Annotated in this window: 18 protein-coding genes; 12 read left to right on the top strand and 6 right to left on the bottom strand. The window is 69.6% G+C overall.

The window, feature by feature from the left end; genetic code table 11:
• Window positions 1-408 precede the first annotated feature (408 nt).
• Both ACWENQ_RS34955 and ACWENQ_RS34950 read right to left on the bottom strand, forming a co-directional pair.
• Window positions 409-783 carry a hypothetical protein gene (locus tag ACWENQ_RS34955; protein WP_452418028.1) on the bottom strand — a complete coding sequence of 125 codons (375 nt, stop codon included), beginning with the start codon at window positions 781-783 and terminating at the stop codon, window positions 409-411.
• 254 nt (window positions 784-1037) lie between these two features.
• Window positions 1038-3296 carry a hypothetical protein gene (locus ACWENQ_RS34950; protein ID WP_452418026.1) on the bottom strand — a complete coding sequence of 753 codons (2259 nt, stop codon included), beginning with the start codon at window positions 3294-3296 and terminating at the stop codon, window positions 1038-1040.
• A gap of 254 nt (window positions 3297-3550) precedes the next feature.
• Between ACWENQ_RS34950 and ACWENQ_RS34945 the strand changes: the two genes are divergently transcribed.
• Window positions 3551-4165 carry a DUF6461 domain-containing protein gene (locus tag ACWENQ_RS34945; protein WP_452418024.1) on the top strand — a complete coding sequence of 205 codons (615 nt, stop codon included), beginning with the start codon at window positions 3551-3553 and terminating at the stop codon, window positions 4163-4165.
• An 81-nt stretch (window positions 4166-4246) separates the two neighbouring features.
• Here the strand turns inward: ACWENQ_RS34945 and ACWENQ_RS34940 are convergent, their stop codons facing one another.
• Window positions 4247-7741, bottom strand: coding sequence for a protein kinase domain-containing protein (locus tag ACWENQ_RS34940; protein ID WP_452418023.1), 3495 nt, complete (start codon window positions 7739-7741; stop codon window positions 4247-4249).
• Between the two features lie 262 nt (window positions 7742-8003).
• Between ACWENQ_RS34940 and ACWENQ_RS34935 the strand changes: the two genes are divergently transcribed.
• The 5 genes from ACWENQ_RS34935 to ACWENQ_RS34915 all read left to right on the top strand — a co-directional run bounded on the left by ACWENQ_RS34935 (window position 8004) and on the right by ACWENQ_RS34915 (window position 12981).
• On the top strand, window positions 8004-8414 hold the full coding sequence (locus tag ACWENQ_RS34935; RefSeq protein ID WP_449914352.1) for a hypothetical protein: 411 nt from the start codon (window positions 8004-8006) through the stop codon (window positions 8412-8414).
• Between the two features lie 13 nt (window positions 8415-8427).
• On the top strand, window positions 8428-10563 hold the full coding sequence (locus ACWENQ_RS34930) for a peptidase domain-containing ABC transporter (protein WP_449914350.1): 2136 nt from the start codon (window positions 8428-8430) through the stop codon (window positions 10561-10563).
• A gap of 243 nt (window positions 10564-10806) precedes the next feature.
• Window positions 10807-10968 (top strand): hypothetical protein, encoded by a 162-nt coding sequence (locus ACWENQ_RS34925; RefSeq protein ID WP_449914347.1) that lies wholly within the window; start codon window positions 10807-10809, stop codon window positions 10966-10968.
• A gap of 73 nt (window positions 10969-11041) precedes the next feature.
• Window positions 11042-12016 (top strand): MvdC/MvdD family ATP grasp protein, encoded by a 975-nt coding sequence (locus ACWENQ_RS34920; protein ID WP_449914345.1) that lies wholly within the window; start codon window positions 11042-11044, stop codon window positions 12014-12016.
• Window positions 12013-12981 (top strand): TIGR04500 family putative peptide maturation system protein, encoded by a 969-nt coding sequence (locus ACWENQ_RS34915; RefSeq protein WP_449914342.1) that lies wholly within the window; start codon window positions 12013-12015, stop codon window positions 12979-12981. Before ACWENQ_RS34920 ends, ACWENQ_RS34915 begins: the two co-directional genes overlap by 4 nt.
• Window positions 12982-13094: 113 nt before the next feature.
• Here ACWENQ_RS34915 and ACWENQ_RS34910 read toward each other — a convergent pair whose 3' ends face one another.
• Both ACWENQ_RS34910 and ACWENQ_RS34905 read right to left on the bottom strand, forming a co-directional pair.
• Window positions 13095-13604 carry an HAD domain-containing protein gene (locus tag ACWENQ_RS34910; protein ID WP_452418021.1) on the bottom strand — a complete coding sequence of 170 codons (510 nt, stop codon included), beginning with the start codon at window positions 13602-13604 and terminating at the stop codon, window positions 13095-13097.
• A 34-nt stretch (window positions 13605-13638) separates the two neighbouring features.
• Window positions 13639-14322 (bottom strand): GntR family transcriptional regulator, encoded by a 684-nt coding sequence (locus ACWENQ_RS34905; protein WP_452418019.1) that lies wholly within the window; start codon window positions 14320-14322, stop codon window positions 13639-13641.
• 57 nt (window positions 14323-14379) lie between these two features.
• On the opposite strand from ACWENQ_RS34905, the gene ACWENQ_RS34900 reads away from it, so the two are divergent.
• The 5 genes from ACWENQ_RS34900 to ACWENQ_RS34880 are packed head-to-tail and all read left to right on the top strand — an operon-like array spanning window position 14380 to window position 19366.
• Window positions 14380-15129 carry a sulfite exporter TauE/SafE family protein gene (locus tag ACWENQ_RS34900; protein ID WP_452418017.1) on the top strand — a complete coding sequence of 250 codons (750 nt, stop codon included), beginning with the start codon at window positions 14380-14382 and terminating at the stop codon, window positions 15127-15129.
• Between the two features lie 2 nt (window positions 15130-15131).
• Entirely contained in the window at window positions 15132-16523 is a 1392-nt protein-coding gene (locus ACWENQ_RS34895) for an amidohydrolase family protein (protein WP_452418016.1), read from the top strand.
• Window positions 16520-17773, top strand: coding sequence for an MFS transporter (locus tag ACWENQ_RS34890; protein ID WP_452418014.1), 1254 nt, complete (start codon window positions 16520-16522; stop codon window positions 17771-17773). The genes ACWENQ_RS34895 and ACWENQ_RS34890 overlap by 4 nt, the downstream gene beginning before the upstream one ends.
• Complete coding sequence (locus ACWENQ_RS34885) at window positions 17770-18477, top strand: fumarylacetoacetate hydrolase family protein (RefSeq protein ID WP_452418012.1); 708 nt, start codon at window positions 17770-17772, stop codon at window positions 18475-18477. The genes ACWENQ_RS34890 and ACWENQ_RS34885 overlap by 4 nt, the downstream gene beginning before the upstream one ends.
• Entirely contained in the window at window positions 18464-19366 is a 903-nt protein-coding gene (locus ACWENQ_RS34880) for a polysaccharide deacetylase family protein (protein WP_452418011.1), read from the top strand. The genes ACWENQ_RS34885 and ACWENQ_RS34880 overlap by 14 nt, the downstream gene beginning before the upstream one ends.
• 42 nt (window positions 19367-19408) lie before the next feature.
• Here ACWENQ_RS34880 and ACWENQ_RS34875 read toward each other — a convergent pair whose 3' ends face one another.
• The gene (locus ACWENQ_RS34875; RefSeq protein WP_449914339.1) at window positions 19409-19858 is read right to left on the bottom strand and encodes an SRPBCC family protein; all 450 of its coding nucleotides are present in this window, start codon (window positions 19856-19858) and stop codon (window positions 19409-19411) included.
• A gap of 203 nt (window positions 19859-20061) precedes the next feature.
• Between ACWENQ_RS34875 and ACWENQ_RS34870 the strand changes: the two genes are divergently transcribed.
• Complete coding sequence (locus ACWENQ_RS34870) at window positions 20062-21030, top strand: DUF1838 family protein (RefSeq protein WP_452418010.1); 969 nt, start codon at window positions 20062-20064, stop codon at window positions 21028-21030.
• Window positions 21031-21050: the final 20 nt, after the last annotated feature.

The raw sequence follows: 21050 nt of genomic DNA, 5'->3' as shown, positions 1-21050 counted from the left end.
CGAAGAGACGAACTGAGGCTGCTGCCGACGCTCGCGAAGCACAGCCTCGATGCGCAGGCCGAATCCGATCAGAGCGACAACCAGGAAGATCAGTACCCCGGCGAGGGACGTCCTGATACTGGCTGCAACCCCGGCAAGCGCGATGCCAGCGCCTACTCCCGCATTGCCGAGAGTACGCAGGCGAGCAGCAGGGGTTTCGCGTTGCTGTTGGCTGTCCGGGTGAACCGTCGGCGATCTTCCCGCGCTGGCACCAAGATCCGGAATGGGTGATCTCACTTCCAAAGTCCGATCGCTGGCCACTGGGCCCGCACGATAGGCGCCATCGGAGACCGCTCAGCCCCTGGCCGGGGCTGGGCTGCGGTCCGATGGCTGCACCTGCAAAGGGAGGTCGCCTGCGATCGGAGTCGGTCATCTCCGCATGAAAGGAACGTCGAAGGCAGGTGGCTGACCGTTCATCAGGTCGGTGAGGTCGTCATCGGTGAGGCTGACGTTGACGGCGTTGCCCGCCTGGCATGGGTTCCAGCCGCGCGCACGGGCCCTGCGTATGGTCGCTGTCACGAGCGCCGGCCGTATGGACATCGTCCGCTCGCCGTACCATGCGTCCGGCCGAGAGCAGGGAAGTGATACCAAGAGAACGCGGCCCGGTCCATCGGCCAGCTCCACCGCAAAGGTCAGCGGTCCCCAGCTGTTTCCCTCGCAGTACGTGGGCTTGTGGCGGACCCGCCAGCGGTAGGCGACGCCGTCGACGGTGATGAGCCGTGAGCCCTTCTTGGGGATCGCCATGAAAAGGTCTCCTGCACTGTTGCTCCCTGCGCCGAGGGAGTGCCGAAATCAGCGACAAGCGAGACGAAGCGTCCGTCAGCGTACTCTCGATCAGCCGCACGATCGAGCGGGTTTTCCCAGGTGGGCCTCGGCCAGCCAGGCTGTCGGCTCCTTCTCACCTGCTGGTCCGAAGGTCAGATGGATCTTGCAAGTCGAGCCGCAACCCTTGGGGGTGTGCGGCTTGATCTCTACCGCCTGGCCTCGATCCACTGGCGTCAGGGTTTGACGCGTTCGCGGTGGACGACGGCGTCGTCGCCCTGTCCCGGGTAGGACATGATCAGCAGTCGTTGCCCGGCGTACTTTTGTCCTTCGAAGGTGAGCCAGGCGTAGTGGACGCGGATGCGGTAGTGGCCCTTGCCGCGAACGGCGAGGTCGGGGAGCGGGTCGCCGCCCATCGGGTCGGCCAGCTCGATCTCGCCGTTCAGGCTGTCGTAGCCGACCTCGACGACCTGGTGCCAGCCCTTGGTCTCCACGGGCGGGCGGCGGGTGTAGGTCTCGGTCGTGACGCAGAGCGGGACGTCGGAGTGGACGGTGACGGCGAGGTGGCCAGGGGCGACCCTTACCAGCTCGTCCTCATGGGTCGCAGTGGCCTCGTAGGGGTCCTCGGTGATCTCCGGATCGAAGGCTTCCAGGTTGCCGTAGTCGGTCCACACGGGCTCTGGCTGGACGATGGCCGCCACCGGCTTGGTCAGCGGCCGGTGGCGGGGCGAGTCGTCGCAGATGCGCTGCTGCGTCGCCTCCCACTCCCGCATCTCGCGGTCCTCCCGCTCTCCCTCCGCCTTGACGACCGCGGCGGCGCTCGGGCAGATCCCGGCCAGAGAGTAGGTCAGCGAGCGGACCTCGACACCGTCCGTACGCCGAACCTGCGCGAGCTCCTGCGGGTCGTTGCGGGTGTAGATGCCGCACAGCCGGTGACCGTAGGCGACCACGAAAGGGTCGGGAGCGTTCTTCGCGACCTTCAGCACGGCCGACTCGCGCACTGCGCAGACGAAGCTCCGTTCGCCGGACAGCCCGCGGCCGTCGCGCGACCGCTGGCACTCCCGCTCCGTGGTGATCTGGCCGGGCGCCTGGTCCGCCGCCGGGACGAAGCAAAGCGCCGCGACCGACGCGACCGCCGTCACGACGATCTGGAACGGGGAGCGGTCCGCCGGGCTGCCGCCGTAGAGGAACATCAGGAGGAGGGCGGCCGCGACGAAGGCGATGCTGTACCACAACGGCGAGATGCCGGAGAAGGTCGCGCCGTCCCAGGTGAAGAGGCGGAGGAAGTCGGGCTGCGTGTCGGGGTTGATGGACCAGGATTCGGCGCTGTCCTCCGCGGGCCGCGAGGGGGTGAACCTGCTGACGACCCCGACCACAGCGGCCAGGAACAGGGCGGAGACCGTGGCTCGCACCAGGCGGCGGGTCCTCCTCACCACCGCGACGAGCACCAGGGCGGCGAGGCCGCCCACCCCGATGAGGACGTCGAAGGCCGTCCACAGCACGGACGGTCCGTAGAAGCCCGCGTTCGTCTCGAAGTATGACGCGATCACGCCTCTTGGGCCGATCCAGCGCGGTACACCCCGAGCCAGGTTCACGACCGCTGGAACCGCCGGGAGCGCGACGGCCACCACCGCCAGCGGCCACCAGCGGGACGGCGCCCGGACCGGACCATCCTTTTCGAGTACGGCCCGCGCGGGCGGACTGGCGAGATCGTGGGCGGAACGAGCCTGCCAGACCGGCCCGAGCAAGCCCGCGGTGGAGTAGAGACCAGAGATCAGCCCGAAGCCGTTCCCGCCGTCGGCCAGGTACATGAACGGGTTGCCAAGCATGGGTACCAGGAGGTGCGGCAGCGTCACGGAGGCGGCTCCCACCCATACGGTGGTCCTTCCCCACCTGCCGTCCTTCGCCTGGGCCGCCAGAATCAGCACCATCCACAGGATCCACGGCAGACCGCCCAGCAGGCCGAAGGAGAGGATCCCCTCGGCGAGACGGAGGTCGAACGCGTCGGCCACGGTCCCACCGATCGCGCGCACACCGATGAACGCCCCCACCACCAGCGCGGTGACGCGCAGCGCGCGGGAGGTACGGATCAGCACGCGAGGGAACAGCAGCACGAGCGCCAGCCACGCGATGCCGTCGAGGAGATCCACCCACCACGGCGAAGGCACCACCCGGAAGACCAGGGAGGAGGCGGCGTTGAGATAGAGCGCCAGCCGCAGACGGCAGACGGCCCCTTCGTTTCGGGACCTCTCTCCCGACACCCGTCCGCGGAGAATCTGCCACAGCATCCAGCCCTGTACCCCGCCAAGGAAGATCAGGTACAGCGCCTCCCACCATTGGAGGGTGACCGGCCCCCTCACCCACCGCAGCGCCGCGGCCCACACAAGGACCCCGCTGTCGCCTCCGGCCATCGCGATGACCCCGAGCACGACGACCGTGGCCACGTAGCCGCCGGCGACCAGCCCGGCGAGCCGGCCGAAACGATAGCGGCGCACGCGTGACTCCAGGGAGATCTAGCCGACAAATCCCTCGACCTTAGCCGGACCCGAATCGATGATCAACGGGCCGAACCCTGGTCCCACCTCGACGGAAGGAGAACGGCCAGACATGAGCGATGGCCGGCCTGTGGGCGCTGAGGCGCCGGCGACGACCGAGCCTCGAGTGGCGGGCTGAGGAGAAGCAGCGGCTGCGCTTCTGTCGGCCCTGCTTGGGATGATCTTTCCTCGCCCTGGGTCGATGGAGGTCAAGCGTGGTCGATGAGCGGATGGCGCGTGAGGCGTACCTGCACTACCGGCGGTTGCTCGATGACAGCTGGATGGGAGAGGCCATCTGCTGGACGGTGGTCGTGCCCCACGACGGGTCTCCGTCAGGTCTCGCGGAACTCGGTGAACGGGTGAGTGGGGCGGGACACTACGAGGTCCACGAGACGGACACCTTCGAGCATGAGGAGGTGTTCATGGATCTGTCGGATGACGCGCCCTGGGCCATGCTCGTCGATCGTTCGGATCGGCATGTCGCGCTCTTCGAGTACAACGGTTTTCAGGGCGTCTATCCGCCGGTGCTTCCCCGCCTGAGCGTGGGTGGACGAGCTTACAGCGCCTACTGGAACGTCAACGGCACCAATTCCGTGGGCTTCGCCGCCGACGGGGAGATGGTGCTCTCCTTCAACGCCATGTACGCCGAAGAGGCGATGGGGCTGCCGGGTTGGGAGCGGTGGCCGCAGGTGCAGGCGGTCCTTCCTCTTTTCGAGTGGAAGAAGGGGGAAAGCTGGCGGGCTGCCGCTCTGACGGCTGTCGAGCTCGCCACAGGAGTGAGGCTGAGTGAGGAGTGGGTTGGCGAAGCGCCGTTCTTCCTGACGGGCTGACGGAACGAGGCGGGACCCTCGTGCATGGAAAAGAGGGGCCCGCTCCTGGGTGTCATGAGTCGGGCAGGAAAGGCCGCCCCGCTAGGGCTGCCCGGCCGGGCAGATGTCGCGGTAGGGCACGTCCTTGAGGAAGGCGGCCCAGTCGGCCGGGGAGAGCGGGTGCCCGGCGCGGCGGCACACGTCCTGGACGATCCGCTCGGCACCGATCGGGATCTTGTAGACGGAACCCCAGTCGGCGGCGTAGACGGTGGAGTCGTCCGGGCTGAAGGCGAGCGAGGTGATCTGGGAGCCGTGCAGGTTGAACGCGCCGCCGAGCCGCCGCATGGTGTTGACGTCCCAGATCTGGAGGATGCCCTCCCTGGTCACGCTGGCGAGCAGATCGCCCTTCGGGGAGAAGGCCAGTTCCTCGATCTCACCCGTCGTCCCGCGCAGGACCGGCGTGAGCAGGTCCGGGCCCTTGACCGTCCACATCGCGATGCGGCCGGCCGGACCGGCGCTGAACGCCAGCCGCCCCTGGCCGCTGACGGCCACCACCGAGGCGCCGCGTACGACATCGAAGGCCGCGTCGACCGGCTTGCCGGCGGTGGGGTCGACGAACCTGCCGAAAGTCGAGGCGAGGCGCCCGTCCGGCGTGTACGGCCCGCCGTCGATCCGCGAGCTGAACGTGCGCAGGAGGCGCCCGCCGGCGGTGTCCAGCACGAGGAGCCGGAAGTCGCCCTCCTGGGTGGACGGCTGGAGCGTGAGTGTGACCGTCTTGCCGTCCTGGCTGAAGTCGGCACGCTCGGGGTTGTTCGTGTCCGTGTGGGGCGTGGAGATCTGCCAGAGCTTCTTGCGTGTCGCGAGGTCGATCAGCCGCACGCTCGTGATGTCGGCGACGAGCATGCGTGTGCCGGTCCGGTCGAATCCCCATGCCCCGAATTCGCCGAGCGGGAAGGTCGCCACCTCCTTGCGGGCGCGCAGGTCCCAGAGCCCGAGGCGGTTCTGGTCGGGATCCTCCATCGCCGCCCACCGTCCTTCGGGACTGAGTTTCGCCACTCCCTTCCGGACATGGGTGGCGCCGGCTCTCGGCGCCAGGTCGAGGCTGATGACCATGTTGTCGTACAGGTAGCGCAGGGTCCTGCCGTCGGCGTCGAAGCGAACGTCGGTCAGCTCGTCCTCGGCCCGGTAGGTGAGGATCTGCTGCCGGTCGGCGACCTTCCACACGCGCAGCTCGCGTTCGGCGAAGGCGGCCAGGTAGTCGCCGTCCTGGCTGAAGCGCAGCCGGGCCGTGGACTTCGAGCAGATGTCGCAGGCCCAGTCGTCATCGCCCCGTTTGTGCTCGCGGCCGGTCGCCGCGTCGACGAGCGCGATCGTGGCGGCCGCGCAGGCGACGGTCTTGCCGTCCGGGGTGAAGGCCGCCACGTCCCGGTGCATGCGGCAGGGCGCCAGGCGCCGCTCAGGGGTCCAGCCCGGCAGCGCCAGCTCGTCGAAGCGGCCACCCGCCAGCAGCAGGTGTTCGCCTGTCGGATCGACGAGCGGAGCCTGCCACGGCATCGTGCCGCCTTCCGCGTAGAGAGCCTTGCCGAACTGCTTGCCGGTCGCCACGTCCAACAGGTAGACGATGTCGCCTTGGTACATCACGGTGAGGATCGACTCGTGCTCACCCCACGTCACGCCGAACTGGCCGCGTTCCGACAGGGAGCGCCGCACCAGTTGCCTGCCCGAGGCGAGGTCCCAGACGCCGAGCTCCGAACCGATGATCAGGGCGAGCAGGCGACCGCTCTTGTTGAGCGCCGGCTCCTGGGGAGTCCCGTCCTTCATCCTCAGCCCGGCCCAGCCACCGGTGCGCTTGCCGGTGCGGACGTCGTAGACGTTCACGCCGGCCTCGCTGACGCTGACGAGTGTGCGGCCGTCCGAACTGAGGGCACGGTGGGCAATGCCCTTGACCAGGGGATCGCGGAAGACCGCCGTCTCCTGCTGCTGCAGGGAGGCGATGAGACTGGATCGGGCCTCCGACTGCGGTGAGACCCGCCAGGCGGCCACGCTCAGCAGCATCGCCTTGACCGGGTCTGTCGTGCGCATCCGGTCGGCCTCCGCCGCCACCTGCTTGGCGGTGAGGATGTCGCGCTGTTCGGCGGCCTGCTGCCGCTGATAGACGGCCAGCCCTCCGGCGACCATGGCCACGACCAGCAGCCCGGCCAGCGCGATGGTGGTCAGCGTCCTGCGGCGGGTCCGCTTCCTGGTCAGCTCGGTGCCTGCCCGCAGGAAGTCCCGCTCGGCGGGGGTGAGCGTCACGTGACGGCGACCGGTCGCCGCCCAGCCGAGCGCCTGCTCCAGGCGGCTGCCCTGGAGCAGGTCGCCGTCCCGCCTGCCGTTGTCGGACCAGCGCCGTGCCGCCGCGGAGATCTGGCCCAGTACGGCCAGGCCGTCGCGGTCGGCGTCCACCCACATGCGCAGCCGCGGCCAGGCCCTCAGCAGCGCGGGCCTGGACAGGGCGACCGAGGTGTCCTTCGTGGTCACCACGTACGAGAACGCCCGCAGGATCCGCTCGACCGCCGCCGCCTCACGCTCTGGGCGCCCGCCGTACAGTTCCTCGCGCGAGGCCCACCGCCCGTTCTCGTACCCGTCCTCGTCCACGGTCACCATCCGCAGGAACACCTCGGCGGCCAGGTCGCGCTCCTCCGGCGCGAGTGCCGCGTAGGCGTCCTCCGCGATCGTGCCGAGCGCCGGATCACCCTGGTCGGGCCCGTGCACGCCCTGCGCCGAGCGGCTGCCCGCGTCCAGCAGGGCCCTGGTGTCGGCGGCGTTGCCGCTGACCAGCGCGAGCAGCAGGTCGCGTGCCGTGGGCCTGGCGGCGGGATCCTTCGCCATCGCGGCCGCCACCAGCTGGGCCAGCCGCGGCGGTAACGCCCGCAGATCCGGTGCCGAGGACAGCACCTGGTGCATCACGCCGCCCAGGTTGTCCGCCTTGAACGGATCCTGCCCCGTGGCGGCGAACACGATGACGGCACCCCACGCGAACACGTCGGCGGGCGCCCCCGCGCGCTGCCCGATGAACACCTCGGGCGCCATGTAGCTGGGCGTGCCCGAGACCTCGCCCGTCCTCGTCAGCGACATGTCCAGGGTGCGGGCGATGCCGAAGTCGATCACGCGCGGGCCGTCCGGGCCGAGCAGCACGTTGTCCGGCTTCAGGTCGCGGTGGATGACGCCCGCGTCGTGGATCGCGGTCAACGCGGTGGCGATCGCCGCTGCCAGCCGGTGGAGGTCGTCCTCGGTGAACCTGCGGCCCTCGCTCACGGCCTTGCGCAGGCTCGGCCCCGCCACGTACTCCGAGACGATGTACGGCTTGCTTCCCTCCAGGTCGGTGGCGAGCACCCGGGCCGTGCAGAACGAGGCCACCCGACCGGCCGCGGTGGCCTCCTTGGCGAAGCGCTCACGGCTGCCGCCGTCGTCCGACGCGTGCAGCACCTTGATGGCGACCCTGTGTCCCTCGGGGTCGTAGGCCTCGTACACGATTCCCTGGCCGCCCGAACCAAGGCGTCCAGCCAGCCAGTAATCCCCGATGCGCTGCGGATCCCCCGCGCTCAGTGCGTCCACGGCGCGTTAGATGAAGATTCTTCGCCCAAAGTTGTCGCATCCGACCGCCTTGCCCCGTCTTGACGCGGGAACCGTGGAGATGCCCCAACGTCGAGGAGTTCGCCCCCGAGCCCTGCGCCTCGGTTCTGGCCGTGGTCATGCGGTGGCCGGGACGCGCCCGTCCAGGCTCGGTCCAAGTCATCCACAAGTCGCGATGGGCATGATCCATGCGGATGTTTCCGGGCGGAAGGAGTCAACGTTGAGCGCTCGGGGGACACCTGTGATGTTTCGCGAGAGCGCCTTGCGGCGGCTGTCGCAGGGGAGCGTCAGGCGCGAGCGGCTCTGGATGGCGTCGCGCCGGGAGCTCGCCGCCTTCTGGGCGACCGCGGCCGTACTCGCCGTGGTGCTGGCAGAGCTGGCCGTACTGCCCGTTCCCGGGCACCTGCGCGTCCCCGCCACGCTCCGCGACGGCCGAGCCGTGGCGGAGCTGCCGGAGGGCCGGCCCCGGGTCACGTCTGGGGCGCGTGCCGTACTCAGGGTGGCCGACACCGATCTCACCTGCGCGGTCCTTCCGGGCCGGAGCCGGAAGATCGTCGTGAGCTGCCCGTCGGCCGTCACGTCCCCGGCGGTGGGAGACCTCGTCCTGGAGACAGGCTCCAGCACTGTTCTGGAACAACTTCTTGTCGATCACTGATGCGAAGACTCCGATGAGAAGACGCGTTCCCCTGCGGCTGCAGAGCGGGCTGGCCGAATGCGGCGCCGCCTGCCTGGCCATGATCTTGAGCTGGTACGGCAGGCCGACCACGGTCCGGGAGATCGGCGATCTCGCGGGAGTCGGCAGGGACGGCCTGTCCGCGCTCGCCATCGTCACGACCGCGCGGCAGTACGGCCTGGAGGCCAAGGCGTTCTCCCTCGAGCCGGAGGATCTCGCGAAGATCCCGCTGCCCGCGATCGTCCACTGGGAGTTCCGGCACTTCGTGGTGCTTGAAGCGTGGACGGCGACGTCGGTGAGCATTGCCGACCCGGCGGCCGGCCGGCGCAGGCTGACCCACGAGGAGTTCGACGCCGGCTTCACCGGCGTGGCCCTCACCTTCGCGCCAACGGAGCGGTTCCGGCCGGGAAACCCCGGCGCGGCGCCCTGGCTGACGTCCTTCCTCACGACCATGCTGCTCAGGCAGCGGGGACTCCTCGTGCAGATCCTGGCCATCTCCGCGCTCCTGCAGCTTGCCGGACTGGCGGTGCAGGGGTTCACCAAGGTGCTGATCGACGCCGTGCTCCCTGTGCACGCCGACCGGCTGCTGGTCGTGCTCGGGGTGGGACTGGCGATACTCGGCCTGATCCATCTGACACTCGGCTACTTACGCTCCACCGTCCTGCTCAACCTGCGCATACGCGTGGACGGGCTGCTCACCACCCAGGTGATACAGCAGTTGTTCAGCCTGCCGTACCGCTATTTCGTGCACCGCGGCACCAGCGACCTGATCCAGCGCACCGCGAGCGTGAGCGTGCTCCGTACGATGATCACCGGACAGGTCACAGCGGCGCTGCTGGACGGGCCGCTGGCACTCGGATACCTGGTCCTGGTGACCGTCCAGGCCCCGGCGCTGGGCGGCTGCCTGGTGGCGTTCGCCCTGATCCAGGCGCTGGTCGTGCTGCTTACCAAGCGCCGCATCGGCGATCTCACCCAACGCGAGCTGGCCGCGCAGGCCGATGCCCAGGGGCGGTTGATGGAGGCCATCGGCGGCATGGAGACGCTGAAGGCGTCCGGCGCCGAGCGCCAGGCCGCGCACGCCTGGGCCCGGTTGTTCGTCTCCTACCTCAACGCCGACTCCCGCGTGCGCGTCACCGAGAACGGGGTGAACTCGGTCCTCGAGAGCATCCGCTTCCTGGCGCCCGCCGGTCTGCTGTGGGCGGGAAGCTGGCAGGTCCTCGGCGGCGACGGCGAACTGGGGGCGACGCTGGCGCTGGTCGGGCTGGCAGGCGCCGCGCTCGCACCCATCTCCTCGCTGCTGTCGGCGGGCCAGACGCTCCAGACCGTCAGAACCCACGTCGAGCGGCTGAGGGACATCATGGAATCCACGCCGGAACCGCGCGGCCAGATCACGGTCACCGAACTGGACGGCCAGATCGAGCTGGACCGGGTCTCCTTCCGCTACGACGCGCAGTCGCCGTGGACGCTGCACGAGATCTCGCTGCGCGTACGAGCCGGAGAGAAGGTCGCGCTCGTGGGCAGGTCGGGCTCGGGCAAGAGCACCCTGGCACGCGTCCTGCTGGGGCTCTACGAGCCGTCCACAGGGACGATCCGCTACGACGGTCGGCCACTGGCCTGCCTGGATCGCGCGTCGCTGCGGCACCACTTCGGCGTCGTCACCCAGGAGCCCGCGCTGTTCTCGGGCAGCATCCGCGAGAACATCTGCCTGAACCGGCCCGACGCCACCCTGGAGGAGGCCGTCTTCGCCGCGCGCATGGCCTGCATCCACGACGACATCTCGGCCATGCCCATGGGGTACGAGACCATGCTGTCGGAGGGCGGCGGCCTCTCGGGCGGCCAGCGCCAGCGGATCGCCCTGGCCCGCGCGCTGCTGAACCGGCCCCGCGTACTGCTCCTGGACGAGGCCACCAGCCACCTGGACACGGTGACGGAGGCCGCGATCGACGCCAACCTCTCCCGGCTGACCCAGACCCGCATCGTCATCGCTCACCGACTGAGCACGGTCCGCGGCGCGGACCACATCGTGGTGGTCAACAACGGCAGGATCGCCGAGTACGGCCGGCACGGGGAGCTGCTGGCGCTGGACGGTCACTACGCGGCGCTGGTGAGCAGCCAGGATCCGCTGCAGTGATCTCCAAGTCCCGCACCGGCTCCGGCTGGAATCCGCCTCATCGACACCCGAAGAATCCGGCGCGACGGCACGAACGCCCAGGTCCTGAGGTCACGCGACTCAGAGGAACTCGGGACATCTCCTGCCCACAGCCACCTCCAAGCCGTTTCCAAGGGCCGGGCTGTGTGCTTCATCCGTGAGCTGGAGACGTCTTCGCACGTCTCCACGCGAAGCTCACAACTCACGTTCGAAGGAGAAAAGAACATGGATAAGAAGATCGTGAACCTGGACGATCTGAGCGCCGAGCTGACGCCGATCGCCGAGGTCGACCTCGGCCTCGTTTCCGGCGGCCGGCGGATGGAGCGCTGCTACCACACGGCCGGCGAGAACGGCCAGCCGTCCGACGGGTGGGTCTCGGACTACTAGTCCTGACCGGCGCGTAACTCATAGCACCGCGTGGGAGGGCAGCGCGTCCCTCCCACGCGGTTGAGGGGGAAGGTTGCTGCTGATTCTGAGTGAACCCGGCGACGCCACGGTTCACATGGTCCTGCCCAAGCTGAAAGCCCGGGGCGTGGACGTTCTGTGGTGGGATCCCGGCGAGTATCCGGCGGCCCGGCTGACCGCCCGGTTCGACGCGGACGGAACCCGGCTCGTCCTGGCCAGAGGCGGGGATGTCGTCGACCTCGCCGCGACGACGGCCGTGTGGTACCGGCGCCCCGGCTCCCCGCGTGCCGCGGAGCAGGTCACGGCGGCCGACCTGCGGGATCGCGTCGGGGAACTATCGGAGTGGTTCCTCGACGGCTTCTGGGACCTGCTGGACGCGCGATGGCTGCCGGGCCGGGAGCCGGTGCTGCGCAGGGCGCACAACAAGCTGGTCCACCTGGCCGTGGCCCAGGAACTGGGCTTCGCCGTGCCGCCGACCGTGATCACCAACGATCCGTCCGAGCTGGTGCCTGCCTATGACCGGGCGGACGGTCGGCTGATCACGAAACCGGTCGAGCACACCTCGTTCCAGATCGACGGCGAGGCGCACACCGTGTACACCACCGTGGTGAACCGGAGGGATCTCGTGGGCCGGAGCCGGATCGCCCATGAGCCGACCATCTTGCAGCCGTACGTTCGCAAGGCGGTGGAGTTGCGCGTCACGGTGGTCGGGCGGCAGGTCTTCGCCGCCGAGATCGCCTCGCAGGACTCGCCGCGTACGCGGGACGACTGGCGTCATTACGACTTCGACCGCGCGCGGCACAGCGTGCATCACCTGCCCGATGACGTGGCTCGCCGGTGCGTGGACCTGGTCGCCGCGCTCGGTGTGTCGTTCGGGGCGATCGACCTCATCCTGACCCCCGAAGGGGAGTACGTGTTTCTCGAAATCAACCCCAACGGCCAGTGGGGCTGGATCGAAGATCTCACCGGCCTGCCCATCAGCACCGCCATCGCTGATTGGCTCGCAGCCGGAGAAACGGACGCGCGGTGACTCAATCCTCCCTCGGCCCGGCGCTGGAAAGCGCCGTGAACCTGCTCCGCGGGCTGACCCGTCGGCGTTCCGCAGTCGCGGAGGCACACCGCACCGCTGACGCCTGGGCCGCGGCGCATCCTTCACTCGGAGCTCAGCTCGTGGCCAGCCCGCGTCCCGGGTCACCGCTCGTCGACTACGACCTGCTGATCGACGACCTGTCGGGCGGCACCATCATGATCGGCGTCCAAGCGGACGACGGCGCGTCCTGGCTCGTCGATCATTCGACGCACTGGGCCGCCAGCCGGCTGCTGACCGTGAACGGGACGCACGTCTCCGTTTCCGAGGCGATGCTCATGCTCCGTTCGCTCACCCGCCCCGGGCTGTCGCCGCAGGACGAGCTGGTCCGGCTCTGCTTCCTGCGCGACGCCGCCGCCAAGGAGCAGGTCACTCTGGACGACATCCAGGCGGCCGCGGACAGCTTCCGCAGGCGGCGCGACCTGACCAGCCGGGACGCCATGAAGGAGTGGCTGGACCGGATGGGTCTGAGCGCCGAGGCGTTCCACGACCACATGGCGGCGATCGCCAGGGACCACACGTTCCGCACCCGGATGCGTGATGAACTGGGCCCCGAATATCTGGCGCGGCATCGTGACCGGTTCGCGCGGGTAAGGGCGGCCTGGGTGGTGTCAGACGATGAGGTCGACGTCGCCGAACTCCACGGCTCCCTCGCCGACCGATGGGAGCTCCAGCTGACCAAGGCCCGGACCTGGTCCGGCGATCTCCCCTCACCTCTGCGAGAGGCACCGGCCGGAGGTGGCGTCGGACCGGTTCCCTTCGAAGGACGCTTCCTCACCGGCTTGATCCTCGAACGGCAGGAGGCCGTGGAGGACGCCGACACGCTGAAGGCCGCGGGAGAGGCCGCCTTCGATCAGTGGCTGGCCGACGCCGCCCAGGGGGCGCAGATCACGTGGCATTGGCTGTGAACATGTCGTTCAACCTCTGATCTGCGCATCTGCGGCGTCCCGTGGCCGGGCTCAGGCTCCCGGCAAGGTGATGGCGCTGTGAAGAGCGGCAACGATGCCCATGGGTGGATCGGTTACCGCCGCGCCAACCAGTCAGCGATGACGGTGAAGTCGCTTTCCCTGAGGCCGTGGCGAGGGTCAACGCGATGGAGGAGGGCCCGTCCGTGATGGTGTGCGGACACCCAGGCGCGATCGGTATCGGTGATTTCATCATCAACCCAGACAAATGAGCGTCCAGCTGCCCAGTCGATCAAGCCGCGGGTCTTCCAGTGCAGCGGGCCCTCCTCATCCGAGTCCGGCCAGTCCACCACCGGCAACTCGGGCAGGCCCAGCAACGGACCGATCACTTCGTTCGCATCGGCCATCCATGTGGTCGCCCACACCAGATCACAGGGCAGTGCCGACAACCGCAAACCGTGCTGGGGATCGATCCTCGAGAGCAGTGGATTCGAGCCCGCCAGCCGTAGCTGTGGCGATGTCCGGTTGCCTGAGTGCCCACCGACCTGCGGTTGTGGCGCCCCGAATGGAATGAGGGGCCCATCAACATCAAGGAACAGCAACGGGCGGACCGCGGAACCAGACATCGCCGCAGGATAGCCGCCCGGCGCGCCCGCGGGCTCAGGTGGCCGGTTTGTAGGCGCGGCCGGCGGCTTCGATGTGCGCCTTGGCGGCGTGGCGGGCGGTCTGCGGGTCTCCGGCGCGGATGCCCGCCACGATGGCGCGGTGCTGGTCCGTTATCGCGCCCGCCCAGTGGGGGTCGTCGAGGTTGGCCACGGTCGTGACCGCGATCCGGTCCCATACCCGGTGCAGGGTGTCCTCGAGGAACGGGTTGCCCGCCGCCGCTCCGATCCCGCGGTGCAGGGCCAGGTTCGCCTGCGCGGACGCGCGGGCGTCGCGCGCCTTCACCGCGACCTCCACCTGCTCCACCGCCCGGTCGAGCGCGTCGATGTCGGCCGGGGCCAGCTCGCCTCGTGCCTGCCTGGTGGCGGCCAGCTCGGCTGCCAGGGCCTCGAGGTCGGCGCGCAGCACGAAGAGGTGCGCGGCCTCGCTCGAGCTCAACGCTGCGACGGCGACGCCGCGGGCGGCGGGGATGACCAGCCCTTCGGCCAGGAGGCGGCCGATCGCCTCGCGCACCGGTGTCCTGCTGACGCCGAGATCTGTCGCCAGCGCGGTTTCCGTCAGTCGTTGGCCTGGCGCGTACTGGCCGTCTGAGAACCGCCGGCGCAGCGCCACGTACACCGCGTGGGCGCTGCCGGGCTGTGAGTCGTAGGAGACCGCCATGTAGATCAGTATACGTTGCATGCAAAACTGATGGCACGAGTGTTGACATGCATTGTATGCAATGCATACGTTGATGCCGTGTTGGACACCGTGCAAGTGACAGTGCTCGCCGCCGCAGGGTTCCTGGCCGGGGCCGTGAACGGCGTGGCGGGCGGAGGATCGCTGATCTCGTTCCCCGCCCTGCTGGCCATGGGCTACTCGCCCGTGGCGGCCAACGTCACGAGCGCACTGGCCGCCCTGCCCGGCTACCTGGGCGGTCTCGCCGGATACCGTGACGAGCTGGCAGCGGTGGGCCGGGAAGCTCACCGGCTCGCCCCAGCGAGCGTCGCCGGCGCGGCGTGCGGATCGGTGATCCTGCTCAGCGCGCCCGCGGAGCGGTTCTCCTCCGCCGTCCCGTTCCTCGTCCTGGCCTCGGTCGTCGCCCTGGCCGCGCAGGGCGCGATCGCGCGGCGTCTCGACCAGTCGAAGACGGCCGCCGGCGGGCGGGGACTCCTGGCCGGCCAGTTCGTGGTCTCCCTGTACGGCGGCTACTTCGCGGCGGGGCTCGGCGTGATGATGCTCGCCGTCCTGGGCACCTTCCTGAGCGAGGACCTGCACAGGCTCAACGCGCTCAAGAGTGCTCTGTCGCTGGTCGTCGGCCTGGTCTCCGCGCTCTGCTTCACCGCGTTCGGCCCGGTGGAATGGGTCCCCGTGGCCGTCATGTCGCTCGCCGGGCTCGCCGGCGGCCGAAGCGGGGTGGTGCTCGCCCGGCGCGTGCCGTCCCGCCACCTTCGCCGGCTCATCGTCGGCTTCGGTCTCGTGCTTTCCATCGCGCTCTTCCTGAGGTGATCATGCGCCAACGACACGACCTTCTCATCGCGGGCACTCACGTGATCTCGATGGATCCCGCCATCGGCGACCTGCCGCACGCCGACATCCTCGTCCGTGACGGCGAGATCATCGATGTCGGCCCGCACACCAACGGCCGCCAGCCCGGCGGCGTGCAGGTCATCGCGGCCGAGGGCACCATCACGATCCCCGGCTTCGTGGACACGCACTGGCACCTGTGGAACTCGCTCCTGCGCGGCACCGTCGGCGACAGCGAGGGAACCGACTACTTCACCGTCAAGCGCGCGCTCGCCCGGCACTTCGAGCTGGACGACTTCTACTGGGCGGCCCGCCTCGCGCTGGCCGAGGCCGTCAACGGCGGCATCACCACGGTCCACAACTTCGACCACAACGTCCGCGGACCCAGGGACGCCGACGCCAACATCCAGGCGCACCTGGACTCCGGCCTGCGCGGCCGCTTCTCCTACGGCCCTCCCGACTCCGCTCCGTCCGACCGCACCAACGACCTCGACGACCTGGCCAAGCTCAGGGAACGCTGGACCAGCGACCACCTCGACGGCCGGCTGGACTTCGGCGTCGCCCTGCGCGGGCCGTACCGGACCCCTCCCGAGGTGTACGAGCGCGAATGGAAGACCGCGCGCGCCCTCGGCCTGCCGATCACCATGCACTGCGACCGGTGCCTGCGGGAGGAAGGCTGCAGGAGCTGCGGACTCGTCCGGCTCGAACAGCTCGGCCTGCTGGGCGAGGACGTGCAGGTCATCCACGCGGTGCACGCCGACGAGGCCGACATCGCCGCTCTGGCCCGCACCCGGACCCGCGTGTCCTTGAGCCCGCTCACCGAGATGCGGACGATGGGCTTCCCGCTCGTCTCGGAACTGCTCGAAGCCGGGGTGCAGGTGTCGCTCTCCCTGGACACGCTGGCCATGCCCACCAGCGCGGACATCCTCGGCCACCTCCGCGCGATCATCTCGGTGGAGGCGGCCCGCACCGGCTCGCCCGCGGTCACGCCGCGCAGGCTGCTCCAGCTCGCGACCATCGACGGCGCCAGGGACCTCGGACTCCACGACACCATCGGCTCGATCACCCCTGGCAAGCGCGCGGATCTGGTGATTCTCCGCTCGTCGGACGTCAACCTGGTGCCGTCGGGCGACCCGGTCCAGGCGCTGGTCTACACGGGCCAGATCGACAACATCGACACCGTCGTCGCCGACGGCCGGGTCCTCAAGCGATACGGACGGCTCGTCCAGGCCGACGACGAGGCCGACCCCGTCGCCATGGCCGCGTCACGCCGGGACGCGCTGCTGCGCAGGGCCGCGGCGGCCGGCGACTGGCACCCGCCCGCGGGCGCTGCCACCACCCCATCACCGAGCGCAGAAGAAAGGAGTCTGTCGTGAACGCCGCCTCCGTCCCCCTCTCGTCACCGCCGAGGCAAACCCTGGCGCCCACGATCGCGGTCGCGATGTTCGGCCTGCTGCTGCTGGCCTACACCGTCAACGCCATGGACCGCATGGTCTTCCCCATCCTCCTGGTCGAGGTACGGGCCGAGTACGGCTTCAGCCTCGAAGCGGCAGGTCTGCAGGCCACCGTGTTCGCCCTGGGAATGGGCCTGGCCGGTCTGCCCGCCGGGTACCTGCAGCGAAGGCTTGGGCGCAAGCCGACGATCGTCGTCGGCACCCTGGTGTTCTCGCTGGCGACGGCCCTGACCGCGGTCTCGGCCGGCTTCGCCGACATGCTGCTGTGGCGCGTGCTGTCCGGAGTCGGCGAGGCGCTTCAGCTCGCGATGATCATCGCCGTCGCCTCGAGCGCGTTCCCGGCCCGCCGTGGAGTGGCCATCGGCAGCGTCAACATGGCGTTCGCCGCCGGCTCGCTCATCGGCCCGGCGCTCGGCAGCGGCCTGCTGCAGCAGTTCGGCTCCTGGAGGGCGCCGATGCTCGCGTACGGCGCCATCGGCATCGCCCTGGCGCTGGCCATCGTGGTGCTGGTGTCACCCCAGCTCGCGGAGACCGACCAGGCCGCGAGCTCGTCGCCGCATACCGGCGGCGCACGCAGGCTCCTCGCCCGCAACCCGCTCGTGCTGTCGGTCATCATCGCGCTGTTCGGCCTGGCCGACTTCGCCTTCATCGGCCTGTACGCCAGCTACCTGCGCGGCCAGCTCGGCTACACCCCGGCAGGGGCGGGCTTCGTCATCGGGCTGTCCGGGCTGGCGGCGTTCGCCTCCCCGCTCGGCGGGCACCTGGCCGACCGGCTGAGCCCGCGGGTCGTGCTGCCGGCGCTCAACGTCGGGGTGGCCGTGTGCGGGTGCGTGCTCTTCCTCGGACCGTCCTCGACGGCCTGGCAGGCGACCTTCTCCTTCCTGTTCGGGCTCTTCGCCAGCAGCGGCGTGTATGTGGCCGCGGCCGGCTACCTGGTCAAGTCCGTGGACGGCGAGCTGGTGGGCAGGGCGGCCGGCTTGTTCGTGACCTGCGTCTACGTCGCGGCGGGCATGGCCGGTCTCCTCTTCAGCACGCTCGTCGCGGCCACCGGCTGGATCGCCGCGGGCATGGTGCAGATCGTCGGTCTGTCCCTGCTCGGCGCCGCCCTGGCGCTCGCCCTGCGCCCGCACCTGTTCAGCACCACCCTCTCTCCTCGGGATCACCGATCATGACCACGCTCTGGCAGCTGCCCACCACGACCGTCCCCGTCAGCGGAGGACCGGAGTCCTTCCCCGTCCGCCGCGTCTACTGCGTCGGGCGCAACTATCTCGACCACATCCGTGAGATGCAGGAGGGCAGCGAGCGCGACGACCCCTTCTTCTTCCAGAAGCCCACGGACGCCGTCGTCGCCGACGGCTCCGCCATCCCTTATCCGCCGCGGACCGGCGACCTCCACTTCGAGGGCGAACTGGTCGTCGCCGTCGGCCGGGCGGGATCCGACATCAGCGTGGCCGAGGCGCCCGCGCACATCTTCGGGTTCGCCGCCGGCATCGACCTGACCCGCAGGGACCGGCAGCGGGACTGCCGCGACCTGGCGCAGCCGTGGGAGGCCGGCAAGTCCTTCGACCACTCGGCGCCCTGCGGCGCGATCCTTCCCGCCGGCCAGGCCGGCGACATCCTGTCGGGCGAGCTACGGCTGAGCGTCAACGACCGGCAACGCCAGCACACCAGCCTCAAGCTGATGATCTGGAACGTCCCGGAGATCATCAGCCACCTGTCCCGTTCCTACCGGCTGATGCCGGGCGACCTGATCTACACGGGAACCCCGGCGGGCGTCGCCGCCGTGGAGCCAGGGGACCGCATCGACGTCGAGATCACCGGCCTGCCCGCCCTGACTGTGACCATCAGCGAAGGAGAGACCCATGCGTCCCAGTGAACGGCTCGACTACGACCCCATTGACGGCCGCCCCGCACTCCGCCTGCCCGGTGGCAAGCGCATGGTCGTCTGGGTCATCGTCAACGTGGAGACCTGGTCCGACACCGAGCCCATGCCCAGAACCGTGCTGACCCCTCCGGCGGGCGGCATCCCGGCCCCCGACGTCCCCAACTGGGCCTGGCACGAGTACGGCAACCGCGTCGGCTTCTGGCGCATCCTGGCCGCGCTGGACCGCCAGCGTGTGCCTGCCTCGCTGGCGATCAACGGCCAGGCCGTCGAACACTACCCGCAGATCGCCAGAGCGGCGCTGGATCGCGGATGGGAGTTCATCGGCCATGGCTTCACCCAGAAGAACATGCAGAAGGTCGAGGACGAGCGTGCCGACATCCGGGCCACCACGCGGGCGATCGAGTCGGTGACCGGTGCGCGCCCCCGCGGCTGGCTGGGGCCCGGGCTGACCGAGACCTGGGACACGCCGGACATCCTGGTCGAGGAGGGCTACGAGTACGTCTGCGACTGGGTGCTGGACGACCAGCCGGTGGAGCTGGCCACCAGGACCTCGCCCATCGTGAACATCCCCTACACCCAGGAGTGCAACGACGTGGCCATGATGCTGATCCAGCATCATCCGGCGCGGGAGTACTTCCAGCGGGCGGCCGACCAGTTCGACCAGCTCTACAGGGACTCCGCGGAGTCCGCCAGGGTCATGGCGCTGGTCGTGCACCCGTACATCATGGGTGCGCCGCATCGCCTGAAGTACTTCGAGCAGGCTCTCCAGCACATCGGCGCCCACGAGGACGTCGAGTTCCAGACCGGCGAGCGGATTCTCGACTGGTACCTTCAGGCGCGCTCCGCGCCATGGCGGCGCGAGTCCCTGGTCGCGGGCTAGCGAGGACGCCGGCTGAGGCGTCGGGCCGACGGCAGCGCCCGGTCAGTCGCGAGCGGTGCCCTCGTGAGGGGTGGACAGCCGTTCTGCGAGGATCCGGGCGCGGGCGAGCTGGACCTTGCGCGCCTGCCCGGCGGCGAACCCGGCCACGAGCCGCGGGGCCGTCAGGTCGAGGCGGTCGCTCACCCGGGTGCCGGTGCCGTCCGGCTCGAGGTCGAAGCGGTAGGCCAGGTGAACGCGTCCCGGGCTGCGCACCTCACCGTGGACGGACAGGCCGTCGGTGTGGAGGGCCACGGTGATCGGGTTGTCGTGCGTGAAGATCCCGAGGAACCGGAAGCGCTCGACGGCCGTGTACCGGATCACGCCGGGCTCCGACCGGTCCACATCCCTGACGGCGACCACGAGGGGCGACAGGCCGATGTAGCTCTCCGGGGTCGTGAGGTGCTCGAACACCTTCTCCGGGGCGACGTCCACGTGGAATGCGTGGGTCAGCACGCTGTTCGACACCCCGGCCTCCCGTACCTGCGCGTTCTGTCGCGGAATTGTCGCAAGATTCCTCCATGTGGGGAAGCGGGGAAGCCGGGAAGCATGGAGCAGGGCGGCGGACGGTTGAGGCCGGGTCTCGTCGGCTGGAATGATCACAACCGTCCCTGTCACCCCTCTGTATCGCAGGAGCACTCTTGTTGAAGCGTCGTGGTTTGACCTTGTCCGCAGCCCTCACCGCGTTGTTGGTGTGCGTCGCCGTTCCGGGCGCGGCGGCGGACGAGGCGACGGATGATCCGACATCGCCGGGGCCGGTCTACCGGACGGTCACCGACAAGAGCGGGCTGCTGTCCTTGCAGACCAACGGGCGGCCGGACGGGCGGGACATGGTCTTCCGGATCTCGGGGGCCGTGTACGCCAACATCGAGGGCAACGCCTACGACCCGCAGCTGCGCCACGGCCAGAAACTGTTCAACATCGAGGGCTACAACATCCGGCGGCTGTACCGGGTGCCCGGCACCACGCAGCTCTACCAGCTCTCCCGCGAGATCGTCTTCTACACCGACCCCGCCGACCCCACGAAGATCGTGCGGGAGTGGAAGAACCCGGTCGACCTCCGGACCTACCCCGTCGTCCCCATCAACAACGACGCGGTGAACTTCGGCCCGTTCAACGTCACCTCCTCGTACGTCGGCCCGCCCCTGCGGCAGGTGCACGACGAGACCGTGTGGACCAGCGACATCCCGGTGCGCGCGGACTTCGGGCGCACGTTGGGCGAGCCGTTCGGCCTGGTGAACGGCGTCTACGCGGCTCAGGAGATGTTCGACTTCTACGTCGACGACCGCGAGGTCGCGGCTCGCACGATTGCGGGCACCGTCCCCAAGGGTGCGATGAAGACCAAGATCAGCTGGTCCAGGACGAGCCCGTGGGCGCCGTTCATGTGCATGCCGGAGACCGACGTCCGCGGGCAGCTCACCTACCATGCCCGCAGCTGGTCGCTGCCGTCCTACCTCGACATCGAGCCGTGGCTGCGTGCGGAGGTCGACGCCGGCCACCCGCTCTTCAAGGCCGCTCCCACCGCGCCCGGCCCGAGCGAGAACTCGTGGACCTCCTTCTACAACAAGCAGCTGGGCAAGGGCGCCACCACGTGGGCGGGCTGGTGCGCCGCCAACGGGAAGGCCTGACGACCACGATCAGGTCCTGA

The sequence above is a fragment of the Nonomuraea sp. NPDC004354 genome (assembly GCF_053602555.1).
The sequence above is the reverse complement of the archived record's forward strand: the minus strand, read 5'-3'. Positions and strand labels throughout refer to the sequence as shown.